The following is an 18,629-nucleotide window of genomic DNA, read 5'->3' as shown; positions in this document are numbered from 1 at the left end:
GGGGAAAACAGCTCCAGAATTGTGTTTTCAAATTCTTCCAACGTCTCGGGGCAATCAAGTGAACTCTCGTTCCCACCTTCATTCTCTACAGGCCTGGTAGGCAAATTGCGGGTGAACGTGTTCAAATGTGTAATTCGGGATTTCTTAATCTTGGGCATAATTGAAAACCATTTTTGAGTTGATACCACTTTGTAAAGCCGCACTACTTCCTTAGCTATTCGGGGATTCCCGTAACCACCTCATCAAAAGCTCAAGTGCATTTGTATGATTGTTCTGGACTCAAATGCTGACAAAGCCGCTATTCGTTGGCTGCTTTGAAAGTGTTTCAGCTATTAGATGGCGTCCAATCTCGGTCATTTAGTTTCAATGAGTAAGCACTGCTCTCTGGTGTGCTAACTCGCCCAGAGAAAGAAGCGGTTTGCGGTTCTTCGCATGCCGTTCTGCCAATTTGGCAACATCGCGACCCTTGGGTATGAAGCGGGCTGGAATTGGTTGATAGCCAACCTCTGCGACCTCGGGGAAAATAGCGAGTATTTCCTCTCGTGACTCAGCCCCCACCATTTTCAAGGCTTGGGGGCCAGTGAACATGCTTTCAGTGGGTGCGTTTTCAGCGTAGATAATCTCGTGCTGGTTAAACAGAAGATGAAAGTAGGTGACTGAACGAGTTTCGCCTGCAATCTCAATGCCGGGTAATGCGATGAGTTTCGTTGCCGGACAAAGCACCTCGTCAACGTCAAACATTCTCCTGACGATTTTTGATCTCACAAGCATGCGATGTTGCGGTGAGACAAACAGGTCCTTCCTGGGCAATCCATCCCCGAGAGAGCCGGGCACAAATCTCACGGGCAGCAATTTGGGTGAAAGCATCAAGTCGACAGGCCGCAGGAACCGGCGACCGATCCAGCGGATCGGTTGCAAGCCGTGGTCACGTGTCTTTACCAGGTCACCGACCGACAACTCGTCGACTTTCTTACTTCTGCCAAGATCAACCTCGACTGATGTACCCTGAGCAAAACATACAAAAGTGAGCTCTGCATTTGGTAGAGAATCGCCGTCGTTTGGATCGTAGAAGCCAACACTATTGACTGTGAAAGTTTCAATCCGACCTGTCTCAAGCGCAACGTTCGATGGGTTGGCCGGGTCGCTCCAAGACACGACGAATACCGATCCGTCGGCGGTTTGGTTGACAATGAAGTTCCCGGTATAATCGGACGTACCATCTGTATAGGTAATCGTAGCCTGGATAATGAGAACATTCTCAAATCCGCTTGTGGTCGTCGAACCTTCGTCAACAGAATACGACATTGCATCGCCATCGTAATATGAAGCCGTGCCATCGCCCCCGTAATCATGATGGGTCACAACTGCCAAGTTGGTTTGGTGAGCGGGCGTTCCAGCTGACCCAATGGTGTGACCGACCAAGCCTACACCATTATCAGAATAGAAATTTGTATGGGCACCCAAATATAGGGCCTCATTTGTGTAGTCGACCACTGCAGATTCCTCATCGCTCAGGAACATCGGGCGCGCCGACCCAACTGCGTTTCAAAGGAGTCCCGGCGTCTCTTAGTGAAATCCACAGTAAAGAAACATGATGAATATGAGGTAAAACCCAAAGCTTTACTGACCGACGGCAGCTAAGTCCGCAGAGCAGCCATTTTCCAGATAAGCACGTTTTGTTTATCAATTGATTCTAGTTGTCAGCGTTGTGTGAGGGCCGCTAGCTAAACCCACCGCTGCTCCCACCAAGCACCAGTTGCTCTCACACATCTCCCGGTCATTTTTTAAGATGCGTCTGATGGCCGCGAGGCTTCGTTTAGGCGTCGCTAGACAAAACCCAGTTCAAAACTTGAATGTCCAGGTGACGGCCAGACCTAATGCAATCACCAGTGCGGTGTAAGAGCCGAGCACCCAAGCCGCTGCTGTTGGCAAAAACAACGGCGTTGAAGCAATCAAGCCGTATATCATAGCCACGCCAATCAGTAAAAAATAGCTGTAAACACGGCTCGGGCTATGATGTTGCCGTGCCCGTCGTCTTTTTTACTCAACTATTGTCTCCCATAAATGGCAGCTGAACTTGTTAACAATGCTGGAGCTTCAGTGCCCTAATGGGAAATAGCAATGAACATCAAACGGTACGTAAGGTAATCTATATGAAACGTATCCACCTCGAGCAGCTTAGTGACGACCAGTGGCGGGCAACGTCCCCGGATGACCATGCCGTGTTTGTCACTGCGGATAGCCCGCAACGTGCAGCCGAACTTGCGATGGAACAGTACAGAGAAATGGTTCGACTGCGGAAAATGCGTGGCGATACGACAGCGCCTTAGACATTCTAGATAACCTCGACGGATTGACGAACAGTTGAGCCAGGTATTTCGAACCGGAAAGTGGATTTCACTCGCGCTGGCTTGCGCCTCAAAGAAATTTATTGGTAATCGAGCAATACCTAAATCTAAAAGTCGCAAACCAGCTGTGTTTATCGCTAACATGTTCGTGTTTAATAAAAAGTTAACCGAAGTGGATTCTCTAAAATCTCTTTTCATCAAGCGTTTAGCGATTTGCGCTCCGCCGAAATGCCAAACGAAAAGTGTTTGCTGTGAACGTCGGGATTATCTTGTTTCTCTAAGTACAACACCAGATCCAGCAGCTAAATCCCCGTTGTCAAAGAGAGGGATTCTTTGGGCATCAATAGGCCTAACTTTCGCAAGAGTATCGTTCCGGCGCATCTGCATCAGGCACGGGCGCTCCGTGTAGAAAGCGCTCCATAATGGCGAGCATCTGGGCTTGGGTGAGGTTTCCGCCGACAAGTCTTCCGCACATGGGCAGAGACGAACCGCCTAAATCTCATTCTCCAAGACGAAGAGAACAGTTGAGGTGCCGAACCACGTGCTAGACGCCATTGGTGACCCAGTTCCCAGATTTTCGAGGATGTGGTAAAGTCACACAAGCAGCGGCTTTCAATTTGTAATCCGACCGTGATTGGTGCGGTTGTTGTCACAGGCTATTAATTCGTTTTCAGCCCTGTTGGGCGCATGCTCTTACAAGATATCTTGTTGGCTTCGAAGCCTCTGCCCCGCTAATTTCTTAAGGAACTTATCATGCGACAATTCGCGAGTAAAAGTTCAAGAAAAGGTCCCGCGAAACAAGATCAATCGGCATTCAATTCAGGTGCGCGGCGCTCGACGGGCTCAAGCCCAAACGTTCATGATCGCGCTGATTCAAATCAGCAAGAATTCGGACTACCGGCTGAAGAAGAAGCTTTAGAGCATAAATCGGAATTCGGCGCCCGCCTGGACCAACAATCTAACCTCAAACAATCCTTGGAGGCGAGCCCGCGTGTGGTTCAGCAGTCCGCACTTAAAGATGCAGCTACCCAAGGTACAACAAATTCAAATTCTGCTGTGATTCAACGGCTGGTCGGATTCGAATTTGAAACCAACTGGCAATTGAGCCGCGCAGAAAAGGATAAAGATAATGCTGCTGAACAACCACCCGAACTTAAACGTGACGATGTAATCATAGACGAAGCGCAAGCCTTCAAGCTTGCCGCAGAAGAAGTTCCCGGTAAGGAATACACGGTCGCTGAACTCAAAACGCACGCAGTGAGTGAGACGGACCGCGATTCCTTCGATTCTGTATTCGACAGATTCATGGAGTTTGGAGCAAAACTTGAAGGTCTTGAGGGTAAAACACCACTCAAGGATATTGCGAATATGAAGGTAGGGTACGAGGATGTAGAAATTACACCAAAAAAACCACTGACAGCGCAGCCGCAGGTTACAGGCGGTATCCGGCTTGATCGAATTGCGCATTTCTTGCAGGCAACTGACCCAGCAGACAAATTAAGTGCCCGCAAATACGTACAAGAAACGGGCGAAGCGGCGCTATCATTGCAAAGCGAAAAGGCCGAAAAACCCAAAACAGAACAGAAGAACTCTTACTCTGGTCTGGTCGCATTGCTCGCGCAATATGTTATCGCGGCAAGTAGAGCTGGCAAAGATGTGGCCTATCCCAAAGGCGCTATTCCCATCCTGTCCCGCATGTCCATTCCTGATCTGATTTCAGCAATTGAAAAAGAGTATGGCCTTAAGATTGAAGCGGAGCAGCTGATTGCCGATGTGATGAATGTGGTTGGTACTGTCGATGAAACAGCAGCAAATCCCTATGCATCTTTCGTCGAAGAGTACAAAGCGCTTTGGCTAAGCCTCAACAAAGACGTTGAAAAAGCTGAGTGGGAAAAATCCACGAACAAATTGTTCGATAAATTCAAAGACACGATGGATATCGAACTCTGGCAGGGTCTCAGAGGCAAAACGCTGTCTCGATACGGACAGAGATTCAGTGCCAATCCCAAAACCAATCAAAAAGCGCTCGACAATTCCCTCAAAGGCCTAGAGGCACCAATGTTCTCTTCAGAGTCACGGACAGAGAATTTAAAAATCCCATCCCTGACCTCAGGTCAGTGGCTTAAGGAACTCAAAGATCACGACCTGATCACATGGGGCTTTGAAGTTCTGCCAAAAAATCAGGCAGGTCGCGCATTTGGAATTGAAACGGTAGGTGAAGAAGAGAAACCAGGTGTTCCATTGGAGGTAAGAAGTCTGGGCGCTGTGGAGTATCATGAATGGCGAGAATTGGCCCAGTATCTGTTCGATGTTGTAGCACGTATCAACGCCCCTGATGAACCAGTCGCCCCGGACCGTAAAGCACGCGAATTTGAGGGTGAAGACTTGTTGAAGGTCAAAGCGCAGAACAAAGAAGCGCCTGCCAGTGTAATGAGCAAGCAAAAGCCCTCGGTTTTTTCACAAGACCCCTCCGCAGCATCAAAGATAGACCTGAGAAAAAGCTATTAGCCACAGTTTGCCCGCGTAATCCAAAACAGACTAAATCCCTTTCAAGAGCCATCTAGGTTTCAATCAGTCACGCTCTCTTTGTAGAGAAGCCCCCACCGTCCCCGTCAGATACCGCGACATTATCCGTTCCACGCGAGGCGAGTTGAGCCCGCTCGGCCTACCGAGAAGCACCTTCATCAGTTCCGGGTCTTCGATGGCATCCACGAGGATTTGCCGTGCTCGGTCATTGGTCAGACGTTGCAGAAACTGCTTTGCCCGTCCTGATGCCATGTTGGCAATTTGCAGGCTTTCACCAGCACCACCTGAGTGCATGTTAGCCGACCGATGTATTTGCACTCACATGAAGTGTTACAGTGTGCATTTGACTAAAAAACCTCGGTGCTGAGCTGTTCCGAGTATAAGGTTGATACTAAGCAGCCAATTGGAGCGCGAAAAATGTACAAGGCATCAGACCGAGATGAAGCCCCCCAAGTCCTGAGCAACCTGACCCTCGGCTTTTCCTCTGATCCATTCATGCGTTGGTTGTATCCAGAGCCGAAAGAATTTCTACGCCACTTCCCGCTCGTGATGGATTTCTTTGGTGGACGTGCGTTTGATCACGGCAGCGCCTTCCGTAACGATGAATTCACGGCGGGGGCGCTCTGGCTTCCCCCAACTATACACCCTGACGAAGAGCAGCTTGTTACTTGTTTCGAACAAACGGTTTCTAAGGACAAGCATGATGCGTTGTTCGAAACGTTCGGGCAGATGGAAAAATATCATCCCAATGAAGATTGCTGGCATCTGGCGTTTATTGCAGTTGACCCTGCTCACCAAGGCAAAGGATCGGGTTCGGCCTTGCTAGAAGCCTGTCTTAAGCATTGTGACGAGGACGGAAGGCCCGCCTACTTGGAATCAACGAATCCAGCAAATTTATCGCTATATAAACGACATGGTTTCGAAGAGATGGGCTTAATCAAAGCCGATCAAGCGCCACCTCTTTTTCCAATGTTTCGAGTTGCCCGATAACGGCTGATTTAACGTCCACTTTGTCCGCAAACCAAACCAATTTGACCAACCGTTAAAGCAAATCGGCATCGTGTTCTAAAACAGCCACCCTTGTATTCTTGTCAGATAGCTGCTCCTGAATCTCCGCCATGTATTCCTCGACAAAGCGCTGGCTGAACTCTGAGGAGTTCTCTTTCGGCCCACGCTCAACTTGGAATGAATGTCCATCACCCCAATATGCAATCGCATGGGTGCAATCCGCCTCGGTCTCACCTCCTATGAACTTGACGGTGGGAATTATCACTTCGAGCCCTTTGCTGTTGAACTTCTCCAGGCGTTCCAATCTTGATTTGATGTTCATTGTTCGCTCCATTCCAGACCTGCTGCTTTTTCCAAACTCTCATCGCTAATTGATCCTGTCGCGAGCAATTCCTTAGCCAGCCTTTCACTGCCCGCAGCCAGGGCGTTTTCTAGTTCTTCGTTTGTCATTTCGTCCAGTTGCCCATTGAGAACCTTCATCGCGTAGACACGGCGGCGAAATGCGTTTTCGGTTTCTTCCTCACCGCGAATAATATCCCCAAAGCCGGAATTGATAATTACCGCCGAACCAAGCCAATCGTCACCGCTGGGTTTGCCATTTTCAGCACCAACAAAACTGATGAAAATGATAGATGGCACATTAGCCGAAGGCATGGCGTTTTCCAGCTTTTCCAATCTGCGCTGAAGAGGCTTCATTCTGAGAACTCCAAAATCAACTTGGCAAGTTTGCCAACAGTGTCATCCGACAGAGCTAGTTCCTGCACTCTGCTTTTCACGGCGTCCGGGAGAGGTTGAGGGCAGTGAAATCCTGCGACAATGATCGTGATTACTGATTGCCCTGCGACCCAATCTGGGGTCATGGCATTCCAATCCAGGCGAGATGCAACTTCCTCCAACCTCTCCCACAACTTGTTGCCGTCTGGGTTTCTCGCTGCAATTTCTGCAGCTCTCAGTTCCAGCTTTAGCAATCGGCTGTTCAGCGCCTTCATTCGCCTAACTCCACAAACGCCGTGGTTTCTTCGGCTACGCGAAGCTTAAATTCTTCCTCGCTCTCGCGGTCGTCGCGCGCGAAAGTGCCCGCTGGCGACAGCGCTCCATAAACCCTTGGGCCTTCGTCGGTCTTTTCCACGAGATGGTGGATCACCGTAATCTGCTCACCGGCGACCGGCACCTGTGCCTCAAGTTTCTGTAGCCTGGTAATCAACCTGCTCATTTCCGGTCCTCCAATGCCTCAATACGTTTCTCTAATTCCGACGTTTCCAACGTCCGACGATAGCTCTCCACCAGCCCCATGACACTTGTGGCCTCCAGTGGTGTAAGCTCACCATCAGACACGGCCTGCAGAACCGCCTGAGCGGCGTCTGCGGCCTCGCTGGCTGATTGCATAGAAGGCAGGTCAAAGCTGACGGGGGTGTCTTTTCTCGGCGGCGCTATCCGCTCCAGGCAAAGGCGCAGCGCCGTCGTGTCACCCTCAAGTGCCAGATCCACTGCCTTTCGGGTCAGACCCTCGGCCTCGCCTTGCAGCAGTTCCTCGACTGCCCTGGTTGTCCTGTGACGCGCACCTTTTGGCCTGCCGGGATTGCCCTCAGAGAATGTCCCATCCGTATTTCGTCCGTTATTACGGGTCATGTTGCTTCCCTTGTGCTGAATACTTCACCACTCCGGGTCACGACCGAGACATCGATATCGATCCGCGCCGGATTGACGAATGACCTGATTTCCGCAGCGTATTCTTGTGCTGCTGTCAGGCGCAGCATTGGAAGAAGTGAATCTATTGCGTGACGCAGGCGGGTTCGGGCGTCTGAGGCAGTGCCAGCCGTCGAAACGACATAGATAGCGGCTTCGACGGCCATATCGCGAATGTGGTCGGCTTGGGTCATTTCAACTCCTCCCAATCTTGCGTGCGCCCATCCCAGCATTGGCCGCTTGGGCCATGCTTTTCCCACACCGAGAGCTGACGCCACGCATCGAGAGAAACGACCTTGCCGGTGTGAGTGACGGGTCGACCTCCGGGGGAAGTGCCGTGAGGGGAGATACCCCCTTCACAGCTATGCGCTTTCTTCGGGTTCGACGTATTAGGTATTTCGGAATAGAGGGTCTGGCTCCCCGCTAAACTTGCTAAACTCGCTAAACTTTGCCCGCCTTGGTGGGGTCGTTTAGCAGGATTAGCGGGATTAGCAGCATCGCCATCCCTGCTATTCTGATTTTCAGCTTCCAGCGCACGGGCAAGTGCGGCCTTTACATCAAAACCCATTTTAGCCCCCTTTCTGCACGCTGTAGGCTTCTCGGCGGGTCTTGCCCCGCACCACCGCTCCGGCATTCAACGGCACCAGCCAACCTGCCTGAACCAATGTCGATATGGCGTGACCTGCGGCCTTGCGGTTACGCAGACTGTTCGGTCCGTATTGCAGAATGTCCCCCGGCAATACTTCGTCTTCGTTCCAGCCATCCAACAACCAGCAGCGCAGCTTTTCAGCCTGGGCAATGTCTGGCGGTATCATGGCTCCATCCGCCAGTCGCGCTGCTTCGCTCAAGTAGTATTCGGCCAGAGTGATCGCATTGGCCATCGTGTCGGGTTGCACCTCTGCAGCGTCAAGGTCAGCCCAGAGGGTCAGCACCCCGGCAATTCGCGCGGCCTGCTCCTGCGCTTTTGACGCATAGCCTGTGATGATGCTGAATTCGCCGCCGTGTGCCTGCTCCCGCTCAACATGGTCAGAGAACTCGATAAGCAAGCTGCGCGCGGCGGATGACAGATGCAGGCCGCGCGGGTCCAATTCGCGGGTTTCTGGATCGCGCATTGGCATGGCGCGCGTCAGGATTGCTGAAAGTCGAGCCGCGAAGGCATCAACCGGAGCCGTATCAAAACGCAGCACGGATGACAGCCGCGTACCGATTGTGCTGGCCGGTTCACAAATCAGGCAGCGAGGTAAAAAACCGATACCCCCCGCCAACGCATCTGACATGACGCCCTGCGCCACCTCTGGCTGCACCATCAGGTGCAGGGCCAGCCGCTTGCCGTAAAGCGTTGTCGCCCCATCTCCGGCGCGCGTTCGTCGAATGGGAGAGCCATCCCACAGGCTGTTTAACCCGGCCAGCGTCTTTTGCTTGTTGTCGGAGTTCATGCCGTGACCACCGAGGAACTGTCCGCCCTCATCGGAAAAGAGACCTTGGGAAGGCTGTCCCTCGATAAAAAGCTTGGTCAGACCCTCAAAAGTTGGCTCGGTGGCGGTACGGGATTGGGACGGTGGTGCAGACGGTTCCCCACCAAGCGCAGCCAGATCAGCCCTGGCCGCGTTCCGGTCGCCACCCTTCTTTTTCATGCTGCCGGTTATCGCATCACGGGACTGCCGCCACAGTGCAACGTCGTTCTGCCATGTGGTCATGGCTTCCCGGCGGTCGGCCTCGCGTTCACGTTCATGCTCGCGAAGCGCTTGCATAAACTGGCGGTCGCAACTCGACTTGCGCTCGCCGCTTCTGGCAATGGTCAGGGCATACAGTGAAGTAGGGGCAAAACCTGCCAGGGTCTCCACATTCGCAAAGCCTTGCACAGCCAGTGAAGCAACTGACAGCGCGCTTTGGGCCGGGATTGCCAGCGGCGCGCCGGTGCTTGCCCGCACTGCCTCCACGGTGGACTTGATTGGCCCCAGTGCTTCTGCTGGGTAGGGTTGGCCCGATGGCGTCTCCCGAAGGAGCGGTTGTGGCCCTTCCGGCTGGGTATTGTGCCCATTCAGGCCAAAGGTCATACCATTCTCCCGGCAGGCAGCATCAATTTTGGAAAAGGACGTCATTACGCTGCCCTCCCAATGAAATCCAACAGGGTGGCGCGTTCGGCATTCTCAATCTCCTTGAGGTATGCCAGTTCGCCAGCGGGCAGATGACGCTCAATTGCACCACGCACCATGGCCCTGAGAGTGTCGGGTGGGATTGCGTCCAGTTCAGCGGCACAGTCATAGGGCCAGCGTTTGTCAGCCATAGTGCCGCGCTTAGGTGCCCTGGTTGGCAAGCCTAGATCCAGAACCTGCTCGTAGGTTAAACCCAGAGCATTGAACGAAACGGGCACACCATAATCGGCACCGAAGCGTTCAACCTTTTCCTGAAGTGATCTGGTCGCATCCGATCCAGATCGGTCAAAGTCATACAGGCTATAGACTATAAGTTTTCGCCCGGTGCCTGCCAGTCGCGCAACTGCTTCATGGGCGAAGGTCTCCGATGTAAAACCACCGCTGGGCATCAAGGGTACGTCGTATTCAGCGGTAACTGGGAAGATCACGCCAGCCAAGGCGGATTTTTCAATCCAGATTTCAACTTCTTCACCAGAATCTGACCATAAGTTCTTTCGATACAACCGGGCCGTTTCTTGCAACGCGTTCTCCCAGCCATCGAAGGTGGTGGGTTTGCGCATGTACCTTGTTGCATCAGCGACTTTATCATAACCCAATTTACCAGCTCGACGAAGTTGCAGAACCTGACGCTGAACTTTCGAGTACCCGCGTTCGGTCTTGTCGATGCCGGGAATACCGGCAACCTCGGCTTGGTAGTACAGGCCCCGGCTCGTGACGGGACCGTGTTGATTTGCATAGTCGATCAGGAACGCAGCACGTTCGTCCATTTCGGCTTTGGTAGCGCGACGGCGTTTTATGGGGCTAGCGGCATAAACTGTCATTACGCAGCCCTCCGCTGAACGTGGTTGAGAAACGCGGACTGGTCATTTGCTGAGAGGCGGTTGAACCCGGCGAGGGTGCAGGCCTTGATATCCGAATACCCGGCCCAAGAAGCCCAATGGGCAGCCTCGTCCGCAGAGGACAGCAACGGAGGCAACGGCGTATCACCTTCAGCAAACACCGCTTCCACAACCATTCTGGCCTGATCAGTTTGGAGGGACTTCAAGGCCGCGAAACTCAACGCGGCCCTTTCTTCTTCTGTCAGGCGTGCCGCCCAAACTGCTGAGGCAGCCTCCCATGCGTCATACCCGCCGATGGTCAAGGCATAGACCATGCAGCGGGCGGCGCGTTTGTGAGTGTCGGCGATATATTTGTGTTTGGCATTCATTACATGCACTCCCCAAATGCGAGGAGTGCAATATTGCGGGCGGTCGCCTCGGACACGCCCGTGGTCCAGCGAATACGACGCGCCTGTAAATCTATCGCTGGTATAACGTCCGTAACCCGCGTGGTGCGGATCATGTTGGTAGGTGACTTTGCTTTGGTGATTGTCATCCTGCTCAATCCTTCTTGCAGGACAGACGCAGAAACGGTATTCTAGGTGCACCACACACCCTAAGAAAATGCCCCTGTTCGCCTGTCGGATGGGGGTTTTCATTTAGGCGGCTTCAACTTTGACACCGGTTGCATCGAGATAGGCGTCAAGGTCAGTTTTCTCGATACGGGTGGCTCCGCCGAATTTGGTGAAGTTTAGGTGGCCGTTCTTGTGAGCCTCGTAGAGAGTGCTTCGGCTAAGGCCGCTGTAGTCTACGGCCTCGGTGATTTTGTAGAAACGCTTGGTCATAGTCCCTCCGCTTCCGCTCTATGCAGGGGACCGTTTCCCCTGCTTCATGTGGACACGAGGGGATTTTGGATGAGAGCCAAACGTATGTCGTAACGGAACTATTATTTTTCTTCCGGCATGAATGGAAAGCCGGGTTTTGAAAGTTCCTCGGGGTACATCCAATCAACCGAACTTGACAGAAACGCAATGGGGTCGCTCTCATAGCTTTGAAGCATCGCCGAAACATACTCTTTCATGTCTGCCCGGATTTGTTTGTCTCGCTCGGCGCTTGCATTCCAAATTTGTTGAACCGAACGGTAGCTCGCAGTGATTTTCCAATCACTCAGAACATCCGCTACGGCATCACAAACACTTTCCGGTTTTTCATTTTCAGGCTTGGAAGTCGAAGACTTCGTCATACTCAGCTTTTTGGCTTCGATTTCTGAAGCGAATTCAATTTGTGCAATAACACAAAGGAAATAAGTCAAGAAACGCTTGCTCCACGTGCTATCTCTACGCAGAGGCTTGGGAGCGCTTATTTGATCTGCAAAATAAAGAGCAGCAAATGTCAGCAAACCTTCTGGTACGTCTTCACGTAGGGCAATCCTATGCGCCAATATCTTACGCGCCAATCGCCAGGCTGCAGCATTCTCCTCTTGCCAGGCTAGCCTTAACAGCTCGTGTCCAGCATCCTCTGAGCATACGTATGCGCCTTGCGGAAAGGTTCTCGAAGTGGGAAACCAGTTTACGCCTAGACGCTTTTCAAGAAGCAAGTCTTCTAGATTTTGCACCGGTAAAGCTAACTCGCCTGGTTCGCCCAAAAAATGCATGAATTGCCGCAGCTTGTTCCGTAGATTTTCGTATTCGTGATTCATTGAGATAGTCTCACCACATTCACTTCTACACCCGTCACCATCTCCGCCCACCGATCCAGCGCAGCGGCACGTTGGGGTAGCAGGTCTGACTGTTGGTAAACGCGCGCAACAGCACTAGGCGCACTGCCCGACGCGGAGTGGCTCTGTATGCGGTCGACAACTCCTTCGGGCACCCCTGCCCCGGCTAACGCTGTCGCCATTGCTCTACGCAAGTCGTGCAATCGCCAATGCGCAACATCATCCCCAAGCAACTTGTCCAGGTTTCGCTTTGCTTTGGAAATGCCAGACGATGGCGTTTTCCCGGTAGTGGTGAAGACGAATTCGGAACCGTCGCGACCACCTGATAATTCTTCGAGTTCTGATTGGGCCGGATCAGACAAATGCGTAATGTGTGGCTTTCCATCCTTGGTCTGCGAACCTGGCAACGTCAGTTGATGGGCCTTCAGATCCACATTCGACCAACGCAGCGTTGCAATTTCACCCCGCCTCTGACCAGTTAGAATTAACAACCGAAACATCGGCCCCCAAAGCGGGCCAAGTTCGAACGTTACCTGATATATGCGGCGGGCTTCATCCATCGACAACACACGGTCGCGCGCCTTTTCTCTACCAGTGCCCTCCAGATCAAAACCCACATCTTCTTTCAGGTAGTCGCGGCGTGATGCCCAATGCGTAAATGCACGGAGATATGCACGCAGACGATTTGCATAAACAAACTTACCCGCCGCAGCCTTCTCATCAACAATGGCTTGCAGGTTCGCCTTGGTTAAATCGTTGGCTGGTAAGTGCGGATGATCCGACAAGACCTTGCGGAGCTCTCTTGCGCGCTCCTGACCTGTTCGAAGTGTTGAAAGCTTCAATCGTTCATAAATGTCGAGTACTTCGGAAACGGTCATCCTGATTGCAACAGCCCGCTCTTCGGCAAGTCTGGTACGCTCGGCCAATTCTACACGGTCAACGCCCTGCCCCGCTTCCAGCTCGATTTCGAGAGCGCGCTCACGGGCTGCGCTAAGACCAACCTGCACAGGTATGCGCTGGCCTGATGTAGTCCAGGTGCAATATGCCCCGAGAGTGTGTTTTCGTTTAGGGCCACCCTTCACCCTTTTTTCGTATACCCAGGACGCTTTCCGCATACCCACCCTTAATTGCAAGCCAGGTCTCAACGTGTCCGAATACGTCACGCGGCCACCCTCAGATGGTTTGATCGTTTCCAGGAAGCGGTCTGTGAGTCTCTTACGCATATCTAATTGGGGGACATATGGGGGACAAAAATGACTGGCTTATGGTGGATGGTTACGGACAACTGTAGACAATTCCTGATTGGGGGACAAGCCACAAGATCATTATTTTAAAGAGAATTTTTCTTAAAATTCAGATACGAAACGATAAACATGGACAAGCACGGACAAATTCAGGAATCTGGATGAAAACTGATTTGTAATCAGTAGGTCCGCGGTTCGAGTCCGTGTGGGGGCACCATTAAATCAAAAACTATTTTTTAATATCAACTAAGTAATTGATTTTTGCGACAGTAAATCCATCTATCAACCTCCCCTCCAAACCCATGTATGCTTTGGCTTTCTGGGAAAGTCCCACGCAAATCACTGGATTCTGGCTTTACTTGGACAAGCTCAAAGGAGGATCCGCTTGGTTGGATCACCTAATTTTTTGCAGTGAGAACCAGGCCCGGTCGATAAGCGGATGGGATCTGCTCTTCCGGCAACAAACATGTCAAATCGTCTTTATCGTCGACCGCCAGGAATGAAGCTGGCCGGAACCTGGGCACGTGTTTTTGAATTCACAGAAACCCTGGCGGAAAAGCGGGGCGACCTGCGCCGCCCCGGCAGATTTCTCAGAACAATGCGTTTTCGTCGCTGAGATCAGCAATCTGGGTATCAATCAGAGTGACGGTGTTACCCTCCCCCAGATCAATCAGTACATCGGCACCGTCCTGAACAGCATTCAGTTCACCGACACCGGTCGCCGTAAAGTCGAGAACATCCAGACCAGCTTCGAAATCAGTTATGACGTCGATGCCACTGTCCTGGGCAAAGAGGAACGTATCAGCCCCGATGCCCCCTTCCAGCTTATCGTTGCCACGTCCACCATCAAGGATGTCGTCACCAGCGCCGCCGACAAGGACGTCATCCGAACCGGCAACGCGGTCAATCACGATTTCAAGCAGTTGCTCATTGCCGCCATTGCGGGTGAAATCACCCTCAACCGGGTCGATGATCGTTCCGGCAGCAGTTGTGCCCCCCAGAACATTCTCTGGCTCACCATTGGGATTGCCTTCTGACCCGTTGAAACCCGGATGCAGACCAACCACGCCGTTTTCTGCAATACCCTGAACACGAGCGGTCTGGTTGAGGAATGCTGCGCCCTCCTCGTTGTTGACCTCGGTCCCCGCATCCAGAACATCACGGCCAAAGCGCTCGATCGTGATTGGCCCGATGAAATTGCCATCTTCGTCAAAGATCCGATCGGCTAAGGCATCATCCGGGGCCGCAAGAAAGGCATCGTTCGACGGGATCACCATCGTTGCCCAGGTAAAGAAGCCCTGCCCGACATCATCCGCATTGACGTTCAGTGTGAACGAAGCGGTTTCACCCGGATCGATTGGGCCAGGTGCTCCTGCCCCGCCGATGATCGTGGCATCAACGCCGTTTAGGCCGGTTTGCGCGCTGAACTCAGCCGCGATCCCTTCGATCGAACCATCCTCGGCCAGCCGTTCAAGCCCAAGGCTTGCTGCTTCACCAGCATTGAACAGATCAAAGTTGGAACCGCCGTGGAACCCGAACCACAGCGGGGTCAGGAACGTACCGCCTTCATCCAGCGTATTGGTCACCGTAACGGTGATGGCCTCGCCATCGCCCACGGCATCCCCGCGCAGGATATCGTTTCCGGCCCCACCCAGGATCACATCGTCCCCGGCACCACCGGCAATCAGGTTGTCGCCGCTGTCACCGATCAGCCGATCTGCCTGTGCCGACCCGGTGATGTTTTCAACATTCTTGATCTGATCTTGAACGGTAATCCCGTTGACGTCATAACTGGCGTTTCCGGTCTTCAGGTTGACGTTGACGCCCACGCCGATGTCCGAGAAATCGACCGTGTCGATCCCGTCGCCACCGTCGACGCTGTCATTGCCGCCGCCACCGCGAAGCACGTCATCGCCCTGGCCGCCCTCCAGCACATCATCGCCACCACGCCCCGCAAGCAGGTCATTACCGTCATTGCCCGTCAGGACATTGGCACCGCCATCACCGAACAGTTGGTCATCATTGGTCGACCCGTCCAGGTTCTCGAAATTCGAAAAGTTCTCGAACACCGTGACACTGGGCGCAGGCTGATAGGCAGCACTGCCCGAACCAAGATCGGCGATAACGTCGGCGCCGATGCCCTGGAAACTGTTGGTGTCACTTCCTGCACCGCCATCCAGAATGTCCGTACCACCGCCGCCAGCAATGAAATCATCGCCCGCGCCACCGTCAATCGTGTTGGCGGCGGCACCCGTTGCGATGATGGTGTCATCGTTCTGCGAGCCTGTGATGTTCTCAATGTTCTGGAACTGCTCGGAAATGATCGGGTTACCGCTGACACCGCCTGCAATATAGTCAGCGGTGCCGCTGCCATCGGCATTCAGCGTGACATTGACCCCGGCAAGCGCAGGATTTGCCGCCGTGGCGTTGATGTTGGCAAAGCTGTTGGTGTCGTTACCTGCGCCGCCGTCAATAACGTCGGTGCCGCCACCGCCCAACAGGATGTCATCGCCATCGCCACCTTCCAGGGTATCGTTACCACGACCACCTGACAGCAGGTCGTCATCGCCCAGACCTTGCAGGCGGTTCGCGCCGGAATTGCCGGTGATCGTGTCCGCGTCATTCGACCCTACAACATTCTCGATGCCGGTAAGGGTATCCCGTTCAACCGCTTCGTCAAAGACATTGCCATCGCCGCTGTCAGCCTCTGGCGACAATGCAATACCGGTCGTGTCACCGCCAGCATCCTGAACGATATCGGTGATCACCGGACCGTTCTGACCCGCAGGTGCATTGTGCAGATGGATCGCGCTGACACCTGCCACGGGCAACAGGTCGGAAGTCGCCAACCCGGTGACCAACAAGGACGAACTGTAGGTAATACCGTTGCCGTCCACGCGAATGATAACCGTTCCTTCGCCAGTGGCGGCACTGTCGGATAGCGGGCCAGGTTCTTGGGCGCTGTCCAGCGACGCCTGCAGCGTAATGACACGCACACCGTCGACGTTTTCATCCGATTGGACAATCAACTGGCCACGAATTTCACCGCCATTAAAGTCGTTCGTATGGATGTTGTAGTAAAGGTTGTTTGCCAGCGCCTGTTCCAGCAACTGCTCAGGCGATTGTCCGGTCGTCAAAGACGCCAGGGGGGCGTCATCGACAGTGACCGTGAACCCGGTTTCACGCTCGGCAAAACCATCGGCCAGATTGACCGTCACAGGTACGTCCTGATCGTCATAGCGCACGGTATCAATGCCGGACCCGCCTCGCAGGTCGTCATTGCCAAGCCCGCCAACCAGCTCGACCCCGTCACTGCTGCGCGTGCCAATGAAACCGTCATCGCCATCCGACAGGACAACCTTGCCATCAATCACGCCACGATTGACGACTTTGACAGACCCACCGGCATCGCTTGCGTCAATTGCCGTCTCCAGACCGCTGATCGTACCCCGGTTGGAAATAATACCGCCAAGCGTCACGCCATCTTCGATGCGAATACCCACAGCGGCAGCACTGTCTTCTGACCCGGCAATAACACCTCTGTTGCCAATGTTGCCCTCAAACGTGGCACCTTCGACATTCGAGAAGATCCGCACACCATCACCAACCGTGTTGCCTTCCTCTGCATCGCCGCGACCCAGGATCTCGCCTCGGTTAAAGACAGCGCCGTCAACAACGTCCCCATCTTCGTTACCGGTTTGCAGGGATACGCCCGATCCGTTGTTGCCTTCACCCGCGTCGATACGGCCCTTATCGAAGTTTCTGATGATATAATCTTCGGCGGTGCTGTCTGCATAAACGGTGCCATTGCGCTGATCACCCGTACCGATGATATCGCCCGAGTTTCTGATCTCCACTCCTGAGCCATCAATATTGACCGCGCGGCTGTCCGAGCTGATGACCCCACGGTTGTTAACGCGGGCATCATGGTCGCCGGTGCCAAAGTAAAGACCATTATTCGCCCCTTCGATCACACCTTCACGGCCGTTGCCGATATTGCCATCGAAACTCACACCATCGGAAATGCGAATGCCAGCCACCGCGCCGGCCTTGCCTTCAGACGAAATCGTGCCCCTGTTAAAGATATTACCGTCAAATGTGGTATTCTCCGCCCCGGCAAAAACGCGGATTCCGTCACCGGCGGTTCCCTGATCGGCGGCATCCTGGCCGCGTCCCTGAATGTCACCGCGGTTGCGAATTACGCCATCAACTTCTTCGCCCGCTTCGTCACCGATCTGCAACGCGATCCCGGCACCATTATTGCCTTCGCCTGCATCAATCACGCCACTATCCTGGTTCAGAATCCGAAAATCATCGGCAGTGCCATTGGTATAGATCGTGCCATTACGCTGATCGTCAGTGCCGACAATCTCACCAAAGTTTCTGATATTGGTGTTCTCGCCGCCAATGTTCACCGCCCGGCTGTCTGAACTGATGGTGCCACGGTTTGACAGGAAGCCACCGGAATCGCCGTTATTGACGAAATTGACCGCATTCACCGCGCCGGTGATCGTGCCGGAATTGGTGACGGCTGCATCTTCGCCCGACACTTGAACGGCCGTTTGGTCAGAGTTGATTTTTGCGCCGGGGCTGTTACCGACCCGCACGTCATCACCGTCGACCTCAATCGCATTTGCCCCGGCCGAGGAGATCTCGCCGTTGTTGCGCAGCGTGACATCATCATTGCCGAACACGAAAGCCGGCACGCCATCCGTCAGTATTTCTTCGTCACTGCCAACAGTGAAACGTTGACCGTCCACACTGCTTGCGATGGTTTCCTGAAAGTTCACGGCCTGGGGGGATGTCAGGGCTGATGTTGATCTGAAATTAGCTTCGAGACTGGGGATTTGCCCCAAATTCGCTAAACGAGAGAAAGACATGGTTCGTTCCTTTTCTTCAGTCGATTGGTATCTGGGACAGGGCAAAATGAAGAACACCGGTGCCATCAGGAACCATCCAGGTCTCGGATGCTCCAATGCGCGACGCAATGATCGCTGCAACGAGATGTTCTGACATTTCGGTCGCCCCGCTTACTCGGTAAGAAAGGCGCCATTCGCCCTTTCTGGACATCGACCTAGAAGAGAAGCAGTCAAACGGGTACAGAAGTACGTGAATGACATGTATTC

19 protein-coding genes are annotated in these 18,629 nt (G+C 53.3%); 3 read left to right on the top strand and 16 right to left on the bottom strand.

Annotated features, from left to right (window positions below):
- Positions 1-363: 363 nt before the first annotated feature.
- Positions 364-1,521 (bottom strand): Hint domain-containing protein, encoded by a 1,158-nt coding sequence (locus Q1B27_RS19455; RefSeq protein ID WP_299850139.1) that lies wholly within the window; start codon positions 1,519-1,521, stop codon positions 364-366.
- A gap of 632 nt (positions 1,522-2,153) precedes the next feature.
- Between Q1B27_RS19455 and Q1B27_RS19450 the strand changes: the two genes are divergently transcribed.
- The 3 genes from Q1B27_RS19450 (at position 2,154) to Q1B27_RS19440 (ending at position 5,864) form a co-directional block, all read left to right on the top strand.
- Complete coding sequence (locus Q1B27_RS19450) at positions 2,154-2,330, top strand: hypothetical protein (protein WP_299850137.1); 177 nt, start codon at positions 2,154-2,156, stop codon at positions 2,328-2,330.
- Between the two features lie 771 nt (positions 2,331-3,101).
- Positions 3,102-4,856 (top strand): hypothetical protein, encoded by a 1,755-nt coding sequence (locus tag Q1B27_RS19445; protein ID WP_299850135.1) that lies wholly within the window; start codon positions 3,102-3,104, stop codon positions 4,854-4,856.
- Positions 4,857-5,291: 435 nt separating this feature from the next.
- Positions 5,292-5,864 carry an N-acetyltransferase gene (locus Q1B27_RS19440; protein WP_299850133.1) on the top strand — a complete coding sequence of 191 codons (573 nt, stop codon included), beginning with the start codon at positions 5,292-5,294 and terminating at the stop codon, positions 5,862-5,864.
- Positions 5,865-5,916: 52 nt separating this feature from the next.
- Here Q1B27_RS19440 and Q1B27_RS19435 read toward each other — a convergent pair whose 3' ends face one another.
- From Q1B27_RS19435 to Q1B27_RS19365, 15 genes are all read right to left on the bottom strand, one after another.
- On the bottom strand, positions 5,917-6,204 hold the full coding sequence (locus tag Q1B27_RS19435; RefSeq protein ID WP_299850131.1) for a hypothetical protein: 288 nt from the start codon (positions 6,202-6,204) through the stop codon (positions 5,917-5,919).
- Positions 6,201-6,578 carry a hypothetical protein gene (locus Q1B27_RS19430; protein ID WP_299850129.1) on the bottom strand — a complete coding sequence of 126 codons (378 nt, stop codon included), beginning with the start codon at positions 6,576-6,578 and terminating at the stop codon, positions 6,201-6,203. The genes Q1B27_RS19435 and Q1B27_RS19430 overlap by 4 nt, the downstream gene beginning before the upstream one ends.
- Positions 6,575-6,871, bottom strand: coding sequence for a hypothetical protein (locus Q1B27_RS19425; protein ID WP_299850127.1), 297 nt, complete (start codon positions 6,869-6,871; stop codon positions 6,575-6,577). The genes Q1B27_RS19430 and Q1B27_RS19425 overlap by 4 nt, the downstream gene beginning before the upstream one ends.
- Positions 6,868-7,095, bottom strand: a complete 228-nt coding sequence (locus Q1B27_RS19420) for a hypothetical protein (RefSeq protein WP_299850125.1) — start codon at positions 7,093-7,095, stop codon at positions 6,868-6,870. The genes Q1B27_RS19425 and Q1B27_RS19420 overlap by 4 nt, the downstream gene beginning before the upstream one ends.
- On the bottom strand, positions 7,092-7,511 hold the full coding sequence (locus tag Q1B27_RS19415) for a DUF5681 domain-containing protein (RefSeq protein WP_299850123.1): 420 nt from the start codon (positions 7,509-7,511) through the stop codon (positions 7,092-7,094). Before Q1B27_RS19415 ends, Q1B27_RS19420 begins: the two co-directional genes overlap by 4 nt.
- The gene (locus Q1B27_RS19410) at positions 7,508-7,762 is read right to left on the bottom strand and encodes a hypothetical protein (protein ID WP_299850121.1); all 255 of its coding nucleotides are present in this window, start codon (positions 7,760-7,762) and stop codon (positions 7,508-7,510) included. The genes Q1B27_RS19415 and Q1B27_RS19410 overlap by 4 nt, the downstream gene beginning before the upstream one ends.
- A complete protein-coding gene (locus Q1B27_RS19405; RefSeq protein WP_299850119.1) occupies positions 7,759-8,136 on the bottom strand; it encodes a hypothetical protein in 378 nt (125 codons plus the stop codon). Before Q1B27_RS19405 ends, Q1B27_RS19410 begins: the two co-directional genes overlap by 4 nt.
- A gap of 1 nt (position 8,137) precedes the next feature.
- A complete protein-coding gene (locus Q1B27_RS19400) occupies positions 8,138-9,670 on the bottom strand; it encodes a YfjI family protein (protein WP_299850117.1) in 1,533 nt (510 codons plus the stop codon).
- Positions 9,670-10,545, bottom strand: a complete 876-nt coding sequence (locus Q1B27_RS19395) for a hypothetical protein (RefSeq protein ID WP_299850115.1) — start codon at positions 10,543-10,545, stop codon at positions 9,670-9,672. The genes Q1B27_RS19400 and Q1B27_RS19395 overlap by 1 nt, the downstream gene beginning before the upstream one ends.
- Entirely contained in the window at positions 10,545-10,931 is a 387-nt protein-coding gene (locus tag Q1B27_RS19390) for a hypothetical protein (RefSeq protein ID WP_299850113.1), read from the bottom strand. The genes Q1B27_RS19395 and Q1B27_RS19390 overlap by 1 nt, the downstream gene beginning before the upstream one ends.
- Positions 10,931-11,098 carry a hypothetical protein gene (locus Q1B27_RS19385; RefSeq protein WP_299850111.1) on the bottom strand — a complete coding sequence of 56 codons (168 nt, stop codon included), beginning with the start codon at positions 11,096-11,098 and terminating at the stop codon, positions 10,931-10,933. The genes Q1B27_RS19390 and Q1B27_RS19385 overlap by 1 nt, the downstream gene beginning before the upstream one ends.
- 103 nt (positions 11,099-11,201) lie before the next feature.
- On the bottom strand, positions 11,202-11,387 hold the full coding sequence (locus Q1B27_RS19380) for a helix-turn-helix domain-containing protein (RefSeq protein ID WP_299850109.1): 186 nt from the start codon (positions 11,385-11,387) through the stop codon (positions 11,202-11,204).
- 101 nt (positions 11,388-11,488) lie between these two features.
- Complete coding sequence (locus Q1B27_RS19375; protein ID WP_299850107.1) at positions 11,489-12,241, bottom strand: hypothetical protein; 753 nt, start codon at positions 12,239-12,241, stop codon at positions 11,489-11,491.
- Positions 12,238-13,482, bottom strand: coding sequence for a site-specific integrase (locus Q1B27_RS19370; RefSeq protein ID WP_299850106.1), 1,245 nt, complete (start codon positions 13,480-13,482; stop codon positions 12,238-12,240). Before Q1B27_RS19370 ends, Q1B27_RS19375 begins: the two co-directional genes overlap by 4 nt.
- A 611-nt stretch (positions 13,483-14,093) precedes the next feature.
- A complete protein-coding gene (locus Q1B27_RS19365; protein ID WP_299850104.1) occupies positions 14,094-18,383 on the bottom strand; it encodes a spondin domain-containing protein in 4,290 nt (1,429 codons plus the stop codon).
- Positions 18,384-18,629 lie beyond the last annotated feature (246 nt).

The organism is uncultured Roseovarius sp. (assembly GCF_947489715.1).
Taxonomy (GTDB): Bacteria; Pseudomonadota; Alphaproteobacteria; order Rhodobacterales; family Rhodobacteraceae; genus Roseovarius.
The sequence above is the reverse complement of the archived record's forward strand: the minus strand, read 5'-3'. Positions and strand labels throughout refer to the sequence as shown.

Excerpts from the sequence above, each read along its gene's own strand:
- Q1B27_RS19455 (WP_299850139.1), bottom strand. The coding sequence starts at position 1,521 with ATGTTCCTGAGCGATGAGGAATCTGCAGTGGTCGACTACACAAATGAG.
- Q1B27_RS19450 (WP_299850137.1), top strand. The coding sequence starts at position 2,154 with ATGAAACGTATCCACCTCGAGCAGCTTAGTGACGACCAGTGGCGGGCA.
- Q1B27_RS19445 (WP_299850135.1), top strand. The coding sequence starts at position 3,102 with ATGCGACAATTCGCGAGTAAAAGTTCAAGAAAAGGTCCCGCGAAACAA.
- Q1B27_RS19440 (WP_299850133.1), top strand. The coding sequence starts at position 5,292 with ATGTACAAGGCATCAGACCGAGATGAAGCCCCCCAAGTCCTGAGCAAC.
- Q1B27_RS19435 (WP_299850131.1), bottom strand. The coding sequence starts at position 6,204 with ATGAACATCAAATCAAGATTGGAACGCCTGGAGAAGTTCAACAGCAAA.
- Q1B27_RS19430 (WP_299850129.1), bottom strand. The coding sequence starts at position 6,578 with ATGAAGCCTCTTCAGCGCAGATTGGAAAAGCTGGAAAACGCCATGCCT.
- Q1B27_RS19425 (WP_299850127.1), bottom strand. The coding sequence starts at position 6,871 with ATGAAGGCGCTGAACAGCCGATTGCTAAAGCTGGAACTGAGAGCTGCA.
- Q1B27_RS19420 (WP_299850125.1), bottom strand. The coding sequence starts at position 7,095 with ATGAGCAGGTTGATTACCAGGCTACAGAAACTTGAGGCACAGGTGCCG.
- Q1B27_RS19415 (WP_299850123.1), bottom strand. The coding sequence starts at position 7,511 with ATGACCCGTAATAACGGACGAAATACGGATGGGACATTCTCTGAGGGC.
- Q1B27_RS19410 (WP_299850121.1), bottom strand. The coding sequence starts at position 7,762 with ATGACCCAAGCCGACCACATTCGCGATATGGCCGTCGAAGCCGCTATC.
- Q1B27_RS19405 (WP_299850119.1), bottom strand. The coding sequence starts at position 8,136 with ATGGGTTTTGATGTAAAGGCCGCACTTGCCCGTGCGCTGGAAGCTGAA.
- Q1B27_RS19400 (WP_299850117.1), bottom strand. The coding sequence starts at position 9,670 with ATGACGTCCTTTTCCAAAATTGATGCTGCCTGCCGGGAGAATGGTATG.
- Q1B27_RS19395 (WP_299850115.1), bottom strand. The coding sequence starts at position 10,545 with ATGACAGTTTATGCCGCTAGCCCCATAAAACGCCGTCGCGCTACCAAA.
- Q1B27_RS19390 (WP_299850113.1), bottom strand. The coding sequence starts at position 10,931 with ATGAATGCCAAACACAAATATATCGCCGACACTCACAAACGCGCCGCC.
- Q1B27_RS19385 (WP_299850111.1), bottom strand. The coding sequence starts at position 11,098 with ATGACAATCACCAAAGCAAAGTCACCTACCAACATGATCCGCACCACG.
- Q1B27_RS19380 (WP_299850109.1), bottom strand. The coding sequence starts at position 11,387 with ATGACCAAGCGTTTCTACAAAATCACCGAGGCCGTAGACTACAGCGGC.
- Q1B27_RS19375 (WP_299850107.1), bottom strand. The coding sequence starts at position 12,241 with ATGAATCACGAATACGAAAATCTACGGAACAAGCTGCGGCAATTCATG.
- Q1B27_RS19370 (WP_299850106.1), bottom strand. The coding sequence starts at position 13,482 with ATGCGTAAGAGACTCACAGACCGCTTCCTGGAAACGATCAAACCATCT.
- Q1B27_RS19365 (WP_299850104.1), bottom strand. The coding sequence starts at position 18,383 with ATGTCTTTCTCTCGTTTAGCGAATTTGGGGCAAATCCCCAGTCTCGAA.